This window comes from Pseudomonas sp. GW-45, assembly GCF_056896675.1.
The window spans coordinates 2,518,579-2,536,314 of the sequence record NZ_CM167674.1; the positions used below are offsets into that span (position 1 = coordinate 2,518,579).

At 55.3% G+C, this 17,736-nt stretch carries 17 protein-coding genes; 5 read left to right on the top strand and 12 right to left on the bottom strand.

Going from position 1 to position 17,736, the window contains the following annotated elements:
- From AC1XYH_RS11545 to AC1XYH_RS11560, 4 genes are all read right to left on the bottom strand, one after another.
- Complete coding sequence (locus AC1XYH_RS11545; protein ID WP_483323327.1) at positions 1–327, bottom strand: AzlD domain-containing protein; 327 nt, start codon at positions 325–327, stop codon at positions 1–3.
- Positions 314–1,048, bottom strand: coding sequence for an AzlC family ABC transporter permease (locus tag AC1XYH_RS11550; protein ID WP_483323328.1), 735 nt, complete (start codon positions 1,046–1,048; stop codon positions 314–316). Before AC1XYH_RS11550 ends, AC1XYH_RS11545 begins: the two co-directional genes overlap by 14 nt.
- A gap of 119 nt (positions 1,049–1,167) precedes the next feature.
- Positions 1,168–4,665, bottom strand: coding sequence for a hybrid sensor histidine kinase/response regulator (locus AC1XYH_RS11555; protein WP_483323329.1), 3,498 nt, complete (start codon positions 4,663–4,665; stop codon positions 1,168–1,170).
- 103 nt (positions 4,666–4,768) lie between these two features.
- Positions 4,769–5,422 (bottom strand): response regulator transcription factor, encoded by a 654-nt coding sequence (locus AC1XYH_RS11560; protein ID WP_483323330.1) that lies wholly within the window; start codon positions 5,420–5,422, stop codon positions 4,769–4,771.
- A gap of 182 nt (positions 5,423–5,604) precedes the next feature.
- Here AC1XYH_RS11560 and AC1XYH_RS11565 point away from each other — a divergent pair, with 182 nt between their 5' ends.
- On the top strand, positions 5,605–6,537 hold the full coding sequence (locus tag AC1XYH_RS11565; RefSeq protein ID WP_483323331.1) for a DMT family transporter: 933 nt from the start codon (positions 5,605–5,607) through the stop codon (positions 6,535–6,537).
- Positions 6,538–6,557: 20 nt separating this feature from the next.
- Here AC1XYH_RS11565 and AC1XYH_RS11570 read toward each other — a convergent pair whose 3' ends face one another.
- Complete coding sequence (locus tag AC1XYH_RS11570) at positions 6,558–7,247, bottom strand: tRNA-uridine aminocarboxypropyltransferase (protein ID WP_483323332.1); 690 nt, start codon at positions 7,245–7,247, stop codon at positions 6,558–6,560.
- A gap of 173 nt (positions 7,248–7,420) precedes the next feature.
- On the opposite strand from AC1XYH_RS11570, the gene AC1XYH_RS11575 reads away from it, so the two are divergent.
- Positions 7,421–7,819, top strand: a complete 399-nt coding sequence (locus AC1XYH_RS11575) for a PA3611 family quorum-sensing-regulated virulence factor (protein WP_483323333.1) — start codon at positions 7,421–7,423, stop codon at positions 7,817–7,819.
- A gap of 227 nt (positions 7,820–8,046) precedes the next feature.
- On the opposite strand, the gene AC1XYH_RS11580 is transcribed toward AC1XYH_RS11575, so the two are convergent.
- From AC1XYH_RS11580 to AC1XYH_RS11595, 4 genes are all read right to left on the bottom strand, one after another.
- Entirely contained in the window at positions 8,047–8,490 is a 444-nt protein-coding gene (locus AC1XYH_RS11580) for a regulatory protein RecX (protein WP_483323334.1), read from the bottom strand.
- A 12-nt stretch (positions 8,491–8,502) separates the two neighbouring features.
- A complete protein-coding gene (recA, locus tag AC1XYH_RS11585; RefSeq protein ID WP_483323335.1) occupies positions 8,503–9,540 on the bottom strand; it encodes a recombinase RecA in 1,038 nt (345 codons plus the stop codon).
- A gap of 111 nt (positions 9,541–9,651) precedes the next feature.
- On the bottom strand, positions 9,652–10,173 hold the full coding sequence (locus AC1XYH_RS11590) for a CinA family protein (protein WP_483323336.1): 522 nt from the start codon (positions 10,171–10,173) through the stop codon (positions 9,652–9,654).
- On the bottom strand, positions 10,160–10,576 hold the full coding sequence (locus tag AC1XYH_RS11595; protein ID WP_483323337.1) for a hypothetical protein: 417 nt from the start codon (positions 10,574–10,576) through the stop codon (positions 10,160–10,162). Before AC1XYH_RS11595 ends, AC1XYH_RS11590 begins: the two co-directional genes overlap by 14 nt.
- Between AC1XYH_RS11595 and mutS the strand changes: the two genes are divergently transcribed.
- Complete coding sequence (gene mutS, locus AC1XYH_RS11600) at positions 10,536–13,121, top strand: DNA mismatch repair protein MutS (protein WP_483323338.1); 2,586 nt, start codon at positions 10,536–10,538, stop codon at positions 13,119–13,121. The genes AC1XYH_RS11595 and mutS overlap by 41 nt on opposite strands.
- 148 nt (positions 13,122–13,269) lie before the next feature.
- Positions 13,270–13,593, top strand: a complete 324-nt coding sequence (fdxA, locus tag AC1XYH_RS11605) for a ferredoxin FdxA (RefSeq protein WP_483323339.1) — start codon at positions 13,270–13,272, stop codon at positions 13,591–13,593.
- A gap of 541 nt (positions 13,594–14,134) precedes the next feature.
- Here fdxA and groL read toward each other — a convergent pair.
- The 3 genes from groL to AC1XYH_RS11620 form a co-directional block, all read right to left on the bottom strand.
- On the bottom strand, positions 14,135–15,784 hold the full coding sequence (groL, locus tag AC1XYH_RS11610) for a chaperonin GroEL (RefSeq protein WP_483323340.1): 1,650 nt from the start codon (positions 15,782–15,784) through the stop codon (positions 14,135–14,137).
- Between the two features lie 49 nt (positions 15,785–15,833).
- The gene (locus AC1XYH_RS11615; protein ID WP_483323341.1) at positions 15,834–16,127 is read right to left on the bottom strand and encodes a co-chaperone GroES; all 294 of its coding nucleotides are present in this window, start codon (positions 16,125–16,127) and stop codon (positions 15,834–15,836) included.
- 200 nt (positions 16,128–16,327) lie between these two features.
- On the bottom strand, positions 16,328–16,777 hold the full coding sequence (locus tag AC1XYH_RS11620; protein ID WP_483323342.1) for an FxsA family protein: 450 nt from the start codon (positions 16,775–16,777) through the stop codon (positions 16,328–16,330).
- 192 nt (positions 16,778–16,969) lie between these two features.
- Between AC1XYH_RS11620 and AC1XYH_RS11625 the strand changes: the two genes are divergently transcribed.
- Positions 16,970–17,728 carry an SDR family oxidoreductase gene (locus tag AC1XYH_RS11625; RefSeq protein WP_483323343.1) on the top strand — a complete coding sequence of 253 codons (759 nt, stop codon included), beginning with the start codon at positions 16,970–16,972 and terminating at the stop codon, positions 17,726–17,728.
- The last annotated feature ends 8 nt before the right edge of the window (positions 17,729–17,736 follow it).

The following is a 17,736-nucleotide window of genomic DNA, read 5'->3' on the forward strand; positions in this document are numbered from 1 at the left end:
CTAAGCGAGCAGCCAGCGCCAGAGAAAGAACACCAGCATGCCGCCGAAGATGGTCGCCAGCAGGTTGCGCGATAGCGCGGCGATCAAAATGGCGGCGATACCGCCAATCAGATAGGCGTTTTGCCACGAAAGCTGCCAGCTGCCATCGCCAGGCAGCAGCATAGCTGGGGCAATGATCGCGGTGAGCACCGCCACCGGCACATAGGTCAGCGCACGGCTCACCAGCGGGTTGAAACGCACCCGGTGACCTACCGCAAATAGCCCATAACGGATACTGAAAGTAATCAGCGCCATGCCTCCAATCAAAGCGACCTCAAACAGGCTCATCTACACCCCCAGTCAGCTTGCCCGACTCAAGGCTCCAACGTTCAGCCAACACCCCAGCAATAACCCCCGCCAATGCGGCCAGCATCAGGCCCAGCTTGTAAGGCAACCCATTCGCCGCGACCGCCACCACGGCGGCAACAACAGCAGACAACAACATAGGGCGGGTGCGCAACAAGGGCACGACGATGCCGATAAAGGTCGCCACCATGGCAAAGTCCAATCCCCAGCCGGCCATTCCGGGCAGCGAACTACCCAGCAACGCGCCTATCAAGGTACAGACGAACCAGTTGCTATACATCGCCAAACAAGAGCCAAGGAAGTACCAGTGTTTATGCTCGTTCGAAGCATTGGCATCTAAGTAATGCCGATGCACCACGGCGAAGGTCTCATCGGTCAACCAGAATGCCAACGGCACCTTCCAGCGCGGCGAGAGCTGCCGCACGTAGGGCAGCAGGCTGGCGCTATAGAGCATGTGACGTAGGTTGACGATCAAGGTAGTGGCTAGCAATACCGCTAATCCGGCGCCGGAAGCTACCAAGCTGACCGCAATGAACTGCGCTGAGCCGGCAAAGACCAAAGCCGACATAAGCAGAGTCGCTGGCATCGACAAACCCGAGGCAATCGCCAAGGTGCCGAAGATGATGCCAAACGGCAGTGCGCCCAACAGCATCGGCAAGGTATCGCGGGCGCCGCAGGCAAAGGCTTTGAGATGAGCAGACATAAGCAGAAAAACCCGTTACCTGAAAAAAACTGCAGACCCTTAATGGGTCCGGATAAAGCCCTGCACCCTAACCCCTGCCGACAGTGCTCACAAGGTACAGTTGGACAGCAACAGTTGCTTCAGGCCAATGCGATATAGCGGCTGATCAACGCCCGTAAGGCAGCAGGCTTAACGGGTTTGGGTAGGTATTCGAGATTCGCTATCTCGATCTGGCTGATTAGCTCCTGACGTCCATCTGCGCTGATCACTACACCAGGCAAGTCAGCACCCAGCAGCTCGCGTAACCAGACCATCATCTGGGTGCCGGTATCGCCTGCATCCAAGTGGTAATCCACCAATACCAGCTGCGGCATAAAGCCCCTCTCCAGCACCGCGCGCACCTCGTCCCTATTGCGCGCAACCTCAACCTGGCAATGCCAGCGACCAAGCAAGCTCTGCATACCTGCAAGAATGCTGCTTTCGTTATCAATGCACAGCACCGGCGCGCCCTGCAACTCAGGCTGGTTCTCAATGACAATATCTACAGGACGGCTCAGGCGGCCTTGCTGAGCAATAGGCACGGTGACGCTAAACACGCTGCCCTTGCCCGGCCAGGAGCGTACATTGAGCGGATGCCCGAGCACACGGCATAGCCCATCGGCGATCGCCAGACCCAGACCCAAACCTTTCTCCGCATGAGTACGGTGGCTGTCCAGGCGCTGAAATTCTTCAAATATCACCTGTAGTTTGTCCTCTGCGATGCCCGGACCTTGATCCCATACCTCCAGGCGCACCGTGTTTTGTTGCAAACGAACACCGAACACCACCCGTGCGGAGCTGGCATAGCGGAAGGCATTGGTCAGAAAGTTTTGCAGTACGCGGCGCAGCAAGCGAATATCCGAGCGTACCCGCAAGTGACTGGGGTGAACGCGCAGATCTATGCCCTGCTCCACCGCCAATGCGCTGAACTCTATGCGCAACGGCTCAATCAGTGCGCTCAGCGCAAAATCGCTCAGCTCCGGCGTGACGCGACCGGCTTCAAGACGCGAGATATCCAGCAGGTCGGTAATCAATTCTTCCGCTGAACTCAGGGCGCTGTCGAGGTGGCGTACCAGTTGCGGCGCTTCGCCCGGCAGTCCCTGCTGATGCGACAAAGACGCAGAAAACAACCGAGCAGCGTTCAATGGCTGCATCAGATCGTGGCTCACTGCGGTGAGAAAGCGACTCTTTGATTGGCTGGCCCGCTCGGTCTGGGCCTTAGCCTGCAGCAGTGCCTGGTTGAGCGTCGATAGTTCCTGCGTGCGTTCAGCCACGCGTTGTTCAAGGCTCTCGTTGGCCTCCTGCAACCCCTTTTCAGCGTTACGAAAGTCTGAGATATCGGTGAAGCTCATAACAAAGCCGCCACCGGGCATCGGGTTGCCGATGATTTCGATCACGCTGCCGTTGGGAAACATCCGCTCCGAGCGGTGCGCCGTGCCCTGGCGCATCCAGTCGATACGCTTATTCACGTGGATTTGCGGATCACCCGGCCCACAAAGCCCACGTTGTGCGTTGTGCATAATGATGTCGGCAATCGGTCGCCCGATGATAATCAAGCCTTCGGGATACTCGAACATCTCCAAATAACGGTAATTCCAAGCCACCAAGCGCAGCGATTTATCGACCACGCTAATGCCTTGGGTGATGTTCTCAATAGCACCCTGCAGCAGACCACGATTAAATTGCAGCACTTCGGAGGCTTCATCAACGATGCGCACCACATCGTCGAATTGCATGTCGCGGCCTTCAATGGCCGCCTTGACGACGATACGCGCCGAGGAAGCACCTAACACACCGGCCAGCATGCGTTCGGTCAGGGTAATCCAGCCGGAATCCGCCGTCTGACTGCCCGAGAAGGCGCCACCCTGGCTTTGTGCGTAGGCATCAAAACTGGATTCGGCGCGCTCACTGCCGACGAACCGCGCCGCCAACTCAAGTAGATCATCCAGCCTGACGCGCAGCAGCACACGGCTCGGGCTGTCGCTCCAGGGCTGCGCGTCCTGGCTGACAAACCGGCTGGCCTGCCAATGTTCTAAAACGCGGGTTCGGCTGAATAATGAACCGCCGACAAAAGCAGCAAAATTGCAGGTCAGCGCCATCAGGCTACCCAGGGTTAATACATCCAAATCCCAGCGCAGCGCGGCTCCCCGCATCCCCTCCACCAAGGGTAGGCTAGTAACCTGCCAGTTCAAGCCAGCACCAACCAGCGGTAGCACAAGCAAGTACAACCAAAGGCTCACACCCACCAGCAAGCCTGCGAGCACGCCCGTACGATTCGCTTGCTTCCAGAACAACGCGCCAAACATCGCCGGCGCCAGCTGGGCGATGGCCGCAAAGGCAACCTGACCGATACTGGCTAAGCTGGTATCCGAACCGATTAGGCGGTAAACCACATAAGCGAGCAGCAGGATGATCAGGATACTGGTGCGGCGTACATTCAGCAGCCAACCGCGAAACTGCTCGTAAGAGTGCTCCGGGCGCGTTTTGCTACGCAGTAGCACGGGCAACACCACATCGTTCGAAACCATGGTGCTAAGCGCGATAGCCGCAACAATCACCATGCCTGAAGCCGCCGAGGCGCCACCGAGAAAGGCCAGCATCGCCAACTCGGGGTGACCTTGCAGCAGCGGCAGGCTGATAACATAAGAATCAGCTGAGAGGCCTGAGCCCAGCGTCATCTGCCCTGCCAAACTGATTGGGATGACAAACAGTCCCGCCAAAATCACGTACACCGGAAACACCCAGCGAGCCAAGCGTAAGTCTCCCGGCTCACTATTCTCGACTACCGCCACCTGGAACTGCCGTGGCAGGCAGACGAAAGCTAGAATCGCGATAACCGTTTGAAACAACAGGCTCAGCACCGGTGTATCTTGTTGCCAATAGGTCGCCAGAGCGGCGTTATTTTTGGCGTCGGTAAACAGCTCTACAGCACCGCCATACAAACCAAAGGTAACGAATACACCGACCGCCAAAAACGCCAACAACTTGACCAGCGACTCAAAGGCAATGGCCAGCATCATGCCCCGATGATGCTCGGTTACATCCAGGCTGCGAGTGCCAAACAAGACGGTGAACAACGCTAATACCAAAGTGACCACTAGCGCTGTGTCTTCAGCACCGGCGGCGTCGATTGGCACACCGTCGATCAGAGGTGCAGCGCTCAGCAAGTTATAACCCAGCACTATGCCTTTGAGCTGTAAAGCAATATACGGAAGCACGGCCACTAAACAGAGTAGCGAGACCACGACCCCGAGGGTCTGGGACTTACCGTAGCGCGAGGCGATAAAATCAGCGATTGAAGTGATATTTTCCTGTTTGCTGATGGCGATCATGCGCGCATACAAACGCGAGCCAAACAGGAACAACAACACCGGGCCGAGATAAATAGGCAGAAAGCCCCAGAGTTGGTCTGCCGCCATGCCGACGGCACCAAAGAAGGTCCAGCTGGTGCACCAGACAGCCAGCGACAGGCTATATACCCAAACTCGCAGGCGCGGACTCAGCTCAGTGCGGCGGCGGTCGCCCCAAAAAGCGATTACGAAGAGCAGCGCCATATAGAGCAAAAATATCAGGGCGACCACGCCGCCGGAGAGCATCATTAATGGCTATTCATCTCGTTCGGTATAGAGCCTAAGTCTGGCAGCGCGTTGTAGCTTTGCCCAGCAGCGCAAGCTCAGACTTCAGTCGTAGACGCAAATCCGGTTAACCGATCTTGCTGAGTTCCATCTGCTGCAAAGCCAGAGCGGCCTGGGTGCGTGTGCGTACTTCGAGTTTGCGAAAGATAGCCGTTACGTGCGCTTTGATAGTGGCTTCAGAAACAGACAGTTCATAAGCAATCTGCTTGTTTAACAAGCCATCGCAGACCATGGTCAAGACTCTGAATTGCTGCGGCGTAAGACTAGCTACGCGGGTGCTGATTTGCTGCTGCTCAGACGTCATGCCCTTGGGATCATCCAGCCCCGAAGGCCAACAAACACCGCCCTCCAATACCGCTTGAACGGATTCCTGGATGGCTTCCAGCGTGGCCGACTTGGGAATAAAGCCGCTGGCACCAAAATCTTTGGCGCGTCGTGCCACCGAGGACTCTTCTTGCGCGGAGATCATCACAACGGGGATGTGTGGAAACTGACCTCGTAATTGCACCAGACCAGAAAAACCGTAAGCACCCGGCATGTTCAGATCAAGCAAAACCAGGTCCCAGTGAGCGCGGTTGGCAAGTTCAACCTGAAGCCCGTCGATGCTACCGACTTCATTGAGGGTGATTGTTTCGCCAAGACCAGCGCTAAGAGCCTGGCGCAGTGCGCTGCGAAATAGTGGGTGATCGTCCGCAATCAAAATGTCATAACTAAGACCCATGCGTATTGTCCCAAAGAGTCGTTATTTTTATGGTTTTGTATCAAGCTGAGACTGCCAGTCACTGCAGTTGCCGTCAATGCGACTTTGGCGATACAGCAGCACAGTAAGCGCGCCCAACTGTATCTGGCTTTATCCTTGGCGGAAACAGGATAATGGTGGTTTTTCCTACCGAGCTTGCCTTAATGAATCTTCGCCACTATCGCGCCGACGCCCTGATGCTCCTGACCGCCATGATCTGGGGCAGCACCTTTGTCGCTCAGCGCCTGGGGATGGACCATATCGGTCCCTTTCTTTATACCGGATTGCGCTTTTTGGTCGGCGCAATCGCTGTAGCCCCACTGATATGGCTACTGCGTAAACCGGCCAGGCTTGGCACGCCGAGTCGCGTTAGCAAGCCGATGTTGCTCGGTAGTCTGGCGCTAGGTTGCGTCCTTACGTTGGGCATCAACCTGCAGCAAATAGGCCTGATGTTTACCACCGTGACCAATTCCGGCTTTATCACCGGCCTTTATGTCATTCTGGTCCCGGTGTTCGGCTTGTTCATTGGCATGCGCACCCATAAAGGCACTTGGGCTGGCGCCCTGCTGGCATTAGTTGGCATGGTGCTGCTGAGTGTGGGGCCTGGCTTTCAAGTGGCCTCTGGGGATTGGTTACAATTGGTTGGCGCGGCCTGCTGGGCGATACACGTACTCATGGTCGGCGCGCTAGCGAGCCGCTACGATCCCATTTTGGTGTCCTTCGTCCAATTTATGGTCTGCGCGGTAGTCAGCCTGATACTGGCGTTGATTTTCGAGCCTATACATCTGCCAATGATTCAACAGGCCCTGCCGGCGATCTTGTATGGGGGCGTGTTGGCCGTTGGTGTAGCCTTCACTTTGCAAGTAGTCGCCCAAAAGGACGCGATCACCTCACACGCTGCCATCATCCTCAGCCTCGAAGCCGTATTCGCAGCGCTGGCCGGCTGGCTAATCTTGGGAGAAACACTCAGCCCACGCGGTCTGTTTGGTTGCGCGCTGATGCTGGGCGGCATGCTGCTGGCGCAGCTGGTACCCATTTATATGGAACGCCGTAAAAAACCAACGCCTGTACAGCAGGAGCCTGCCGGCCACCACTAGCAAGCGGTTGTCAAAGACAGCTAAGCATCATCACGACGTAGTCGGATGCTATTTAAATAGCTGTCACTAAACAGCTCGAAATACTGGTTTAGCTGCTGCGCCGCCTGCTGCTCCCCGGCTAACGCCAAGCAGGCGATGGCCACCTCAACCGTGCACAAGTGATCATCACGGCTGGAGCGGCGCAGCCGATAGCGCGATAACTGCTCGGTCTCCATACTCAGCACCGGCAACTCTGCCAGATAGGGGCTCTTGCGAAACATTTTGCGCGCCTGAGTCCATGTCGCATCAAGAATGATCAATAACGGTCGACGCGCAGGTCGCGCAGCAAGCTCGCGAAAAACCACTTGCTGCGCCATGGCATACTCGCCCGGAAACACCACATAGGCTTGGTACTGCGGGTCCGCAAGCAGAGCTAGCAACCCTGGATCAACCTCAGTCCTCGCCCAAACAAACGCCTGTGTATCGGCTAAGCACTCGGCAATCAACCTGCCGGTATTGGTTGGCTTTAGCGGCTCCAGTGAGTGCATCAACAAACAAAAGGTGACGTCCGCTTGTAATGCTGGACGCTGCGCACAAATACAGGCGGCCAACGCCAGCTGGCATGAAACACAACGCTTGACCCGCGCTCCGCGCGCCAAAAAAGGTCGCGTAGATCGCGCAATGGCCGCCTCACGCAGACGTTCAACTGCGTTGTTTTGCTTAACCGTCATTTACTTAATAGTCTCCAATCGCTGGCAGGCAGGTGTTCACCTAGCCACATTCTAACCTCCGGCAACCGACGCGACTCCACGAAGATAATTAAACCTCAGCGAACCAGTTCTTACCTGCGCGGTCTGAAGCCGTACGAGTCATGTAATGTTGTCATTTGAATTGGAGAAATTTAATGCGTTGGTTCCCCCTGTTACTTGCCTTTTTTCTGGCTTCAGAGGCACATTCTGCGTCCCTGCGCGATTCACGTTTGGAGGAAACCCTGAACCAAGTTGCGACGGAAAGCAGTGAAGGCACGCCGCGCGCTATTAACGACAACATTACCGATATGGGCTTTGAGGCCCAGGGTGATGAACTGATTAATCGGCTATCGGTGGATGCTGCTTACGCAGAGCGCATGCAGGAAGATCCGCTGTTGATTCGCACCCAACTCCAAGCCAGCGTCTGCACTGACTTACGCTTTCGCCGCTTGCTGGATATGGGGGCAACACTGACCTATCACTTCATCATCAAGGGCAGTGACCAACCGGTTCTCACGCAGAGCTTTATCGCCGAACACTGCCAAACGATGTGACGCATAACCCCATCCATGCCGTCTACCGGACGGCTTGACATGGTGACCGAGTCCGCGCCGGGCGAGCACGCAAAAACCAAGCGTGCTTCATGTCGGCAAGATGGTTTTATTCAGAACATCCGTGAGCTAACTGAAAGCTACTTAGAATCAAGCTGTTTGGCGTGCTGAGGGGCTATATTCTTCGGCAGTCACCAAAGTGAAAGTGCATTGCGCACTTTCTGGCTCTGTCAGTCTGCCTCAAAGCGTGAAAACCCTCGGTATTGCATGAAGCGAAGTTGTTTGGCTCGCTCAAGTGGTTCGGCAGCCTCGCCCTCAGGAAAGCGCTTTTTAAACACCTTCCGAGCCAAGCCTGTCCAATCCCATTCATCACCAGACAAGGTCTGCTCGACAAGGGCTTCAGCCACGCCGCGCTGACGCAACTCTTCACGCAACTTCGCCGGACCATAACCACGCTGACTGCGGGAATACACATAAGCCTCGCAGAATCGCTCGTCACTGAGCAGACCATCCTCGACCAAACGATCAAGCTCAACCTCAGCGTCTGCAGTAACTGCACCGCGTTGGCGTAGCTTGCGCAATAGTTCGGAGTAACTGTGTTCACGCCGCGCCAGCAAGTCCATTGCTGAGCGGCGTATCCCAGCCGGCGTCTCCAGCACAGTACGCGATAACATTAGACTAGAGCTTTAGCCTTCGACTTCAGCATCAACCTCAGCTTCCGTCTTTGACTTGCTGGGCTTGGCCAACAGCTTGTCACGAATGGCTTTTTCGATTTCTTCGGCGATGGCAGGATTTTCTTCCATGTATTTGGCTGCGTTAGCCTTACCCTGTCCGATTTTGTTGCCCTTATAGCTGTACCAGGCACCGGACTTCTCTACTAGGCCGATCTGCACGCCCAAATCAACAATCTCGGCATTGTGATAGATGCCAATGCCGTAAAGGATCTGAAATTCAGCCTGACGGAACGGCGGAGCCACTTTGTTCTTAACCACTTTGACGCGAGTTTCACTGCCAATCACTTCATCGCCGTCCTTTACTGCACCAGTGCGACGAATATCCAAACGCACGGAGGAGTAGAACTTCAATGCGTTACCACCCGTAGTGGTTTCCGGATTACCAAACATTACGCCGATCTTCATGCGGATCTGGTTAATGAAGATAACCAGGCAATTGGCATTCTTGATGTTACCGGTAATCTTGCGCAGCGCCTGTGACATCAAACGAGCCTGCACACCCACGTGGTGATCACCCATCTCGCCTTCGATTTCCGCCTTGGGTACCAGTGCGGCTACCGAGTCGATAATGATCACGTCTACCGCGTTGGAACGCACCAGCATGTCAGTGATTTCCAGCGCCTGTTCGCCGGTGTCAGGCTGCGACACCAGCAGGTCGTCGACATTAACACCCAGCTTTCCGGCGTACTCAGGATCCAGCGCGTGTTCTGCATCAACGAAGGCACAGGTAGCGCCCTGCTTCTGCGCCTGCGCGATAACCGAGAGTGTCAGCGTGGTTTTACCGGATGATTCTGGACCGTAGATCTCCACAATTCGGCCCTTGGGCAGGCCGCCAAGGCCCAGTGCAATATCCAACCCGAGTGAACCGGTAGAAATAGCAGGAATAGATTGGCGTTCGTGATCGCCCATGCGCATCACCGCGCCTTTGCCAAATTGACGTTCAATCTGACTCAAGGCAGCTGAAAGCGCCTTCTTCTTGTTGTCGTCCATGGTGAATCCTCTTTGGCTTGGCGGGGCCGCGGCACCCGATAAAGTGAAAGTACTGTATATTTGGTCAGTATTGTTCCACAGAAATCTGGCGTTGCCTACCCCCTTTTTCGCTCAGACTGATAACCGGTTCGCAGCTTGTTTTTCCGCTTCTAAAACCAGCCGGTCCAGCGCGTGTAACACGGTTTGCGCGCGCACTTCCCGGCGCCCTCCCTTGAAACGTTTGCATTCGGTTAACACGCTGCCATCGGCAAGTGCCCAGCCAAACCAAACTGTACCCACCGGCTTCTCGGGGCTGCCGCCGTCCGGCCCTGCAATACCACTAACTGCCACCGCGAATTGCGCTTCTGCGGCCGTTAGCGCGCCAGCTGCCATTGCTTCTACCACCCGCTCGCTCACCGCACCATGGGCTTGCAGCACTTCTTCATTAACACCAAGCCAGCGCTGCTTGCTGCGGTTGGCATAGGTTACAAAACCTGTCTCGAACCAAGCTGAGCTGCCCGCGATGCGGGTAATGGCCTCGGCAATACCACCGCCGGTACATGACTCCGCCGTGGTGACGCGACAGCTGAGATGGTCCAGTACTCGCCCCAAGCGGGCGGCTGCGGAATCAATCAATGGGTCATATTGCGACATGGGTTACCTCATTAGCCGAACAATGATCCAGCATGCCATTTGCAAGGCGCGCTGCGAATACCCTTGGGACCGTAAATCTGCCTCTTTGTTGCTTCAAAATGCCATGACCATTACCTGCTGTTATCTCGTTATTCCGCCGCGCGGACACCAAGTTTATGCACGAAAAACAGCGCTGCCAAAGAGCCTGTAAAAAATCGGCCCGCACAACTGCAGCCGCTCGGGCCAGCGTGATAACCTTGCTGCCAATTTCGCGCCCCAAAACAACCATTGGGAGCCACTGGCAGCCACCCACTGAAAACAGCTCAGCAACCGCCGCCATGCTTGTCGCGCATCCCCATTTGATTAATAAAGCTGCAAATCCGATGAAAAAAGATAAGACCGCCACGTCCAGCCATACGCCCATGATGCAACAGTACTTCAGCATCAAGCAGCAACATCCCGAGCAATTGCTGTTCTACCGCATGGGCGACTTTTACGAGCTGTTTTATGACGACGCAAAGAAAGCCGCACGTCTGCTAGACATCACCTTGACTGCGCGAGGCCAGTCCGGTGGCCAGCCAATTCCCATGGCTGGACTGCCCTATCACGCAGCCGAGGGCTATCTAGCCAAGCTGGTTAAACTCGGCGAGTCAGTAGTGATCTGTGAGCAGATCGGTGACCCAGCTACCAGCAAAGGCCCGGTTGAACGGCAAGTTGCTCGTATCATCACGCCCGGCACCGTTAGTGATGAAGCTCTGCTGGATGAGCGCCGCGATAACCTGTTGGCGGCGCTGGTTGGCGCAGAACGAGGCTTTGGCTTGGCCACCCTAGACATCAACAGCGGCCGCTTTGTGGTTATGGAACTGCGTGGCTGGGAAACCTTGCTGGGCGAGCTGGAACGTTTGGCGCCAGCGGAGCTGCTGATCCCTGACGACTGGGAAAGCAACACCCCCATCGAGCGCCGCCGCGCGGTGCGTCGCCGTGCTCCTTGGGAGTTTGATCAAGACAGCGCTCACAAAGCACTGACTCAGCAATTTAGCACTAAGGATCTGGCCGGATTTGGTTGCGCCTCGTTGACGCTGGGCATCGGCGCGGCCGGCGCGCTATTGAGTTACGCCAAGGAAACCCAGCGCACCGCCTTGCCGCATATTCGCAGCATCGCGCAGGAGCGCTTTGAAGACAGCGTTATTATCGACAGCGCCAGCCGCCGCAACCTGGAAATAGATCAGAACCTCAGTGGCGGACGCGATAACACGCTGCTCGATGTACTGGATCACAGCGCCACCGCCATGGGTAGTCGACAGCTTTCGCGCTGGCTGAATCGACCATTGCGCGACATGCAGATTCTCAATGCACGGCAAGCCAGCATCAGTACACTATTGGATCAACAGTTTTATCTCGACCTGCAACCGCAGCTAAAAGGTATTGGCGATGTCGAGCGGATTCTCGCACGCGTCGCTTTGCGCTCCGCACGGCCACGGGATCTTGCACGCTTACGCGATGCTCTGCTGGCGCTACCCGAGCTACAAAACTGCATGCACGATCTCGAATCTGAGCATCTCGTGGCATTGGCACAGCAGATTCAGACTTACCCCGAGTTAGCGGACTTGCTCAACCGCGCGGTGATCGACAACCCACCAGCGGTGTTGCGCGATGGCGGCGTAATCAAGGCCGGCTTTGACGCCGAGCTGGACGAGCTACAGAACATCAGCGAGAACGCTGGCCAGTATCTTATTGATCTGGAAACCCGAGAGCGCGAGCGCAGTGGCCTGAACAGCCTCAAGGTAGGTTACAACCGTGTGCACGGCTACTTCATTGAACTATCACGCAGTCAGGCGGAGAAAGCCCCGGCAGATTATATTCGCCGACAAACTCTGAAGGGAGCCGAGCGCTTTATCACGCCCGAGCTCAAGACCTTTGAAGACAAGGCGCTGTCTGCACGCAGCCGTGCTTTGACGCGCGAAAAGCAGTTGTACGAAGAGCTGCTGGACCGCTTGAATGAAGATCTCGCTGCATTGCAAAGCACCGCATCCGGCCTGGCCGAGGTGGATGTGCTTAGCACCTTGGCTGAGCGTGCCGACACGCTGGATTACAGTCGCCCCCGATTTATCGAGGGCAGCAGCATCAACATTCAACAAGGGCGTCATTCCGTGGTCGAGCAAGTGTTGGAGACGCCCTTCGTCGCCAATGACCTGACGCTCGATGACGATACGCGCATGCTGGTCATCACCGGTCCCAACATGGGCGGTAAGTCGACCTACATGCGCCAGACCGCGCTAATAGTGCTGCTCGCGCACATCGGCAGCTTTGTGCCCGCAACCGAAGTTGAGCTGTCTTGCGTTGATCGCATCTTTACCCGCATCGGCTCCAGTGATGACCTGGCCGGGGGCCGCTCTACTTTTATGGTAGAAATGAGCGAAACTGCGAATATTCTCAATAACGCGACCGCCGACAGCCTAGTACTCATGGATGAAGTTGGCCGCGGCACCAGCACCTTCGATGGTCTGTCACTAGCTTGGTCCGCTGCCGAGTATCTGGCCAAAGTGCGCGCCTTCACGCTGTTTGCCACCCATTACTTTGAGCTTACCGGTATGGCCGAGACCGATGCTGGCGTTGCCAACGTGCACCTGAACGCCACAGAGCACAACGAACGCATCGTTTTCCTGCATCAGGTACAAGCCGGACCAGCCAGCCAGAGCTATGGTTTACAGGTGGCTCAATTGGCAGGCGTTCCGCGTTCAGTAATCCTGCGCGCGCGCGAGCACCTAGCCAAGCTGGAACAAAGTAGCCTGGAGCAGCAAAGTAGCGGGCGAGGACGTAATGAGCAGCCTGGGCTGTCAATGCAGAATGACCTTTTTGCCAATGCGCCACACCCCTTGGTAGAACAGTTGCAAGCATTGCAGCCAGACGAACTTAGCCCACGTCAGGCGCTGGATCTGCTGTACCAAATGAAGAAGGAATGGTTATAACTTGCAGGTAAATGATATTCATTTTCATTAAACGTGCGGCAAACACCGCTTAATCTACGCAAACAGCGCGACCGCTCTGTACCCATGCGTAAAAGCTGGTAAACTACGCGCCAGATTTTGTTCGCCTGATTCTGATGGAGACCCCACCATGACTTTTGTTGTTACCGACAACTGCATCAAGTGCAAGTACACCGATTGCGTTGAGGTCTGCCCGGTCGACTGCTTCTACGAAGGCCCGAATTTTTTGGTCATTCACCCGGATGAGTGCATTGACTGCGCACTCTGTGAGCCGGAGTGCCCTGCAACTGCAATTTTTTCCGAGGACGAAATCCCGGAAGACATGCAGGAATTCACCGAGCTAAACGCAGATCTTGCCGAAGTTTGGCCGAATATCACCGAGAAGAAAGAAGCACTGGAAGACTCCGAAGAGTGGGATGGCGTACCAGACAAGTTGCAGTATCTGGAGCGTTAATTCACACCCGCTCAGCAGCATTAAAAAACCGGCCTAAAGCCGGTTTTTTAATGCTTGATTGGACGGTGAACTAAAAGCTAAACAAACGCCAAAGTTTGGCCGACGCCAAATTTCAGGCAAAAAAAAGGGGCGAGTAAACTCGCCCACTCTTCAGTCCCTATGTGCCTTCCGTGTCTAGCCATCCTGGCTGCATCATCCTGAAATTCCTTGGCTCAAGCATCCTGCCGAGCAGCGCTATCCGTTGCGCTTGGGGGTATATTATCAATCCGCGGCCGCCGCGCAACCCCACTAAAAAGCTGCGACAGAAGGCCTACAGAAAATAAAAACCAATATAAACAAAGAGTTGATTTTCTACATGAAAGAAACAGCCTTTCCGCTCACAACTCGCAGTGTGAATCACTTACACGCCTTGTAGGCGATCTCTTACAAGCCATACGTGCCAAAGGTTTCATTTAACTGTCTTATCAGCCACCGCCGATCTGCAGGTATAAAAAAACCCGGCTCAACAGAGCCGGGTTTCGGGTCTAACGGTGCAGCACTATTACATCATGCCGCCCATACCGCCCATACCACCCATGCCGCCCATATCAGGCATGCCAGCAGCACCGCCCTCTTCAGGCAGATCAGCGATCATGGCTTCGGTAGTGATCATCAAGCTGGCAACCGAGGCAGCCGCCTGCAGTGCAGCACGAGTTACCTTAGCTGGATCGAGAATACCCATCTCAATCATGTCGCCGTACTCGCCAGTAGCCGCGTTGTAACCGTAGTTACCTGTGCCAGCTTTAACAGCTTGCAGTACTACAGCAGCTTCTTCACCGGCATTAGTAACGATCTGACGCAGCGGCGCTTCAACGGCGCGACGCAGCAACTTGATACCCACGTTCTGATCTTCGTTGTCGCCCTTCAGGCCTTCGATAGCTGCCAAAGTGCGAACCAGAGCAACACCACCACCAGGTACAACGCCTTCTTCAACTGCAGCGCGAGTAGCGTGCAGAGCGTCTTCTACGCGGTGCTTCTTCTCTTTCATTTCAACTTCGGTAGCAGCACCAACCTTGATCACAGCAACACCACCCGCCAACTTGGCCAGACGCTCTTGCAGCTTCTCACGGTCGTAATCAGAAGTAGTGTCTTCAACTTGCTTGCGCAGCTGAGATACACGAGCTTCGATATCGCCTTTTTGGCCGGCGCCATCAACGATGGTGGAGTTGTCTTTGTTGATCTGAACGCTCTTGGCTTGACCCAGGTGCTCCAGAGTAGCGGTTTCCAGGCTCAGGCCAATCTCTTCACTGATTACGGTACCACCGGTCAGTACAGCGATGTCCTGCAGCATGGCTTTACGGCGATCGCCGAAACCAGGCGCCTTAACCGCAACAACCTTGACGATGCCGCGCATGTTGTTGACAACCAGAGTCGCCAGCGCTTCGCCTTCAACGTCTTCTGCAACGATCATCAGCGGACGGCCAGACTTGGCAACCGCTTCCAGAACCGGCAGCAGCTCACGGATGTTAGAGATTTTCTTGTCAACCAGCAGGATGTACGGCTGATCCAGATCAGCAGACATAGTTTCTGGCTTGTTGACGAAGTAAGGAGACAGATAACCGCGATCAAACTGCATGCCTTCTACAACAGACAGCTCGTTGTCAAGGCCGGAACCTTCTTCAACAGTGATCACGCCTTCTTTACCAACACGATCCATGGCTTCAGCAATGATGTTGCCGACCGAGGAATCAGAGTTAGCTGAGATGGTGCCTACCTGAGCGATGGCCTTGGAATCAGCGCAAGGCTTGGCCAGATTCTTCAGCTCAGCAACGATGGCAGCAGTTGCCTTGTCGATGCCACGCTTGAGGTCCATTGGGTTCATGCCAGCAGCTACCGCCTTCAAACCTTCGGTAACAATGGCCTGAGCCAGAACGGTAGCAGTAGTAGTACCGTCACCTGCGTCATCATTGGCACGTGAGGCAACATCTTTAACCAGCTGAGCGCCCATGTTTTCAAAGCGGTCTTTCAGCTCGATTTCTTTAGCAACGGTTACGCCGTCCTTAGTGATCAGCGGCGCGCCGAAGCTGCGCTCGATCAGTACGTTGCGACCTTTTGGCCCCAAGGTAGCTTTAACAGCGTTGGCCAGCGTGTTAACGCCGTCCAGCATCTTGTTACGACCGGAGATACCAAATTTAACTTCTTTAGCAGCCATGTTTGCTTTCCTTCAAATGAGTTCGTTAAGGGGTGCAGCGGAGCCTTGTTCAGGCTTCCAGCACACCAAAGATTTCGGTTTCGCTCATGATCAGCAGGTCTTCACCATCGATCTTGATGGTGTTGTTGCCGGAGTAAGGACCGAAAACAACCTTGTCGCCTTCTTTGAGGGCCAACGGGCGGACTTCACCGTTGTCCAGCACGCGACCGGTACCTACGGAAATGACAACACCGGTATTCGGCTTTTCTGCGGCAGAGCCTGGCAGAACGATACCACCAGCGGTTTTAGTCTCTTCTTCGCTGCGACGAACGACAACACGATCGTGTAACGGACGAATTTTCATCGTTAAGTGTCTCCCAATAGGTAATGTCAATTGCCGAAAAATCGGCCATTCGAGTTTAAAACGAGCCTTTACCAGGCTCGAAGGACGGGCCGAAGCCACGTCACTGTTCTGTTGCTCCCCTTCCGGGAGAGCTTGTCAAAACCGGTGCAACTTAGATGGGGCCCTGGGTAGCTATTTCAAGGGCCGCAAGCAGATTTTTTTCAGCGCTGATCAATTCGTTCTTCGGGCTCGACCGGCTTTTCATCACCAGGCTTCCATTCGCCTTCGATGATGGTATTACCGCCCCGTTTATAGACCCCGGGACCACCCGGTTCACCGGGAGCCGGCCGGCCTTTGTTTAGCAGCGCCATGACCAGACAAGGCACCGCCAATGCATCTGTAATCAGGCCAGGGATCATTAGCAAAACACCCGCCAGCAGCCACCACATGCCGGTTTTCAGTACCGCGAAAGGGGAACGATTCTCGGCCATTTTGAGTTGCAGCTGTTGCAACATGCTGAAGCCCTGACGCTGAATCAGCAACAAGCCAAGCACACCAGTACCTAGCACCCAGAACAGAGTCGCCCCGACGCCTATCCGGTCGCCGAGCACAATCAGTGATGCCAGCTCGAGGAGCGGGAATACCAGCATCAGTAAACGAAAAAGGGGCATGCGTACCTCTCAAGATTGTATGTAAGAACTATATGGGTACAGGAAAGCAGGCTTTCAAGGCATATCTACACAGATTACGCTTCAGTAATTAAGTCAAAAAATGACCAAATCTGCTGCGAGGGAATTCAAAAACGAACCAAACTCGGGCATTCTTGCCCACCTGAATCCTTCACTCTTTCCGAGGAGCACCTCATGCATTTGAAAGACAGCGTCATCATTATCACCGGCGGTGGCCAAGGCCTGGGCCGTTCCATGGCCGAGTTCCTGGCAGCCAAGGGCGCCAAACTCGCTCTGGTAGACCTGAATCAAGAAGCGCTCGACGCCGCTGTTGCCGGATGCAAATCCGCCGGTGGTGATGCTCGTGCCTACATCTGCAATGTCGCCAACGAAGAGCAAGTGATTCACATGGTAAGTCAGGTTGCCGAGGATTTCGGCGCCATCAACGGGTTGATCAACAACGCCGGCATCTTGCGCGATGGTCTGCTGCTCAAGGTGAAGGACGGTGTTACCCAGAAAATGAGCCTGGCGCAGTGGCAGTCGGTCATCGACGTTAACCTGACTGGCGTTTTTCTGGGCACCCGCGAAGTGGCAGCCAAGATGGTCGAGCTGGGCAATCAGGGCCTGATCATTAATATTTCGTCGATCTCGCGCGCCGGCAATGTGGGCCAATCCAACTACACTGCCGCCAAGGCCGGTGTCGCCGCCATGACCGTAACCTGGGCCAAGGAGCTGTCTCGTTACGGCATCCGCGTTGCAGGCATTGCACCGGGTTTCATCGAAACCGACATGACCAACAGTATGAAGCCCGAAGCGCTGGAGAAGATGACCTCAGGCATTCCGCTCAAGCGCATGGGCAAGCCAGCCGAAATCGCACATTCGGCGGCCTATCTGTTCGAAAACGATTATTACACCGGTCGCATCCTGGAGCTCGACGGCGGCCTGCGTATCTAGTCGCGCAA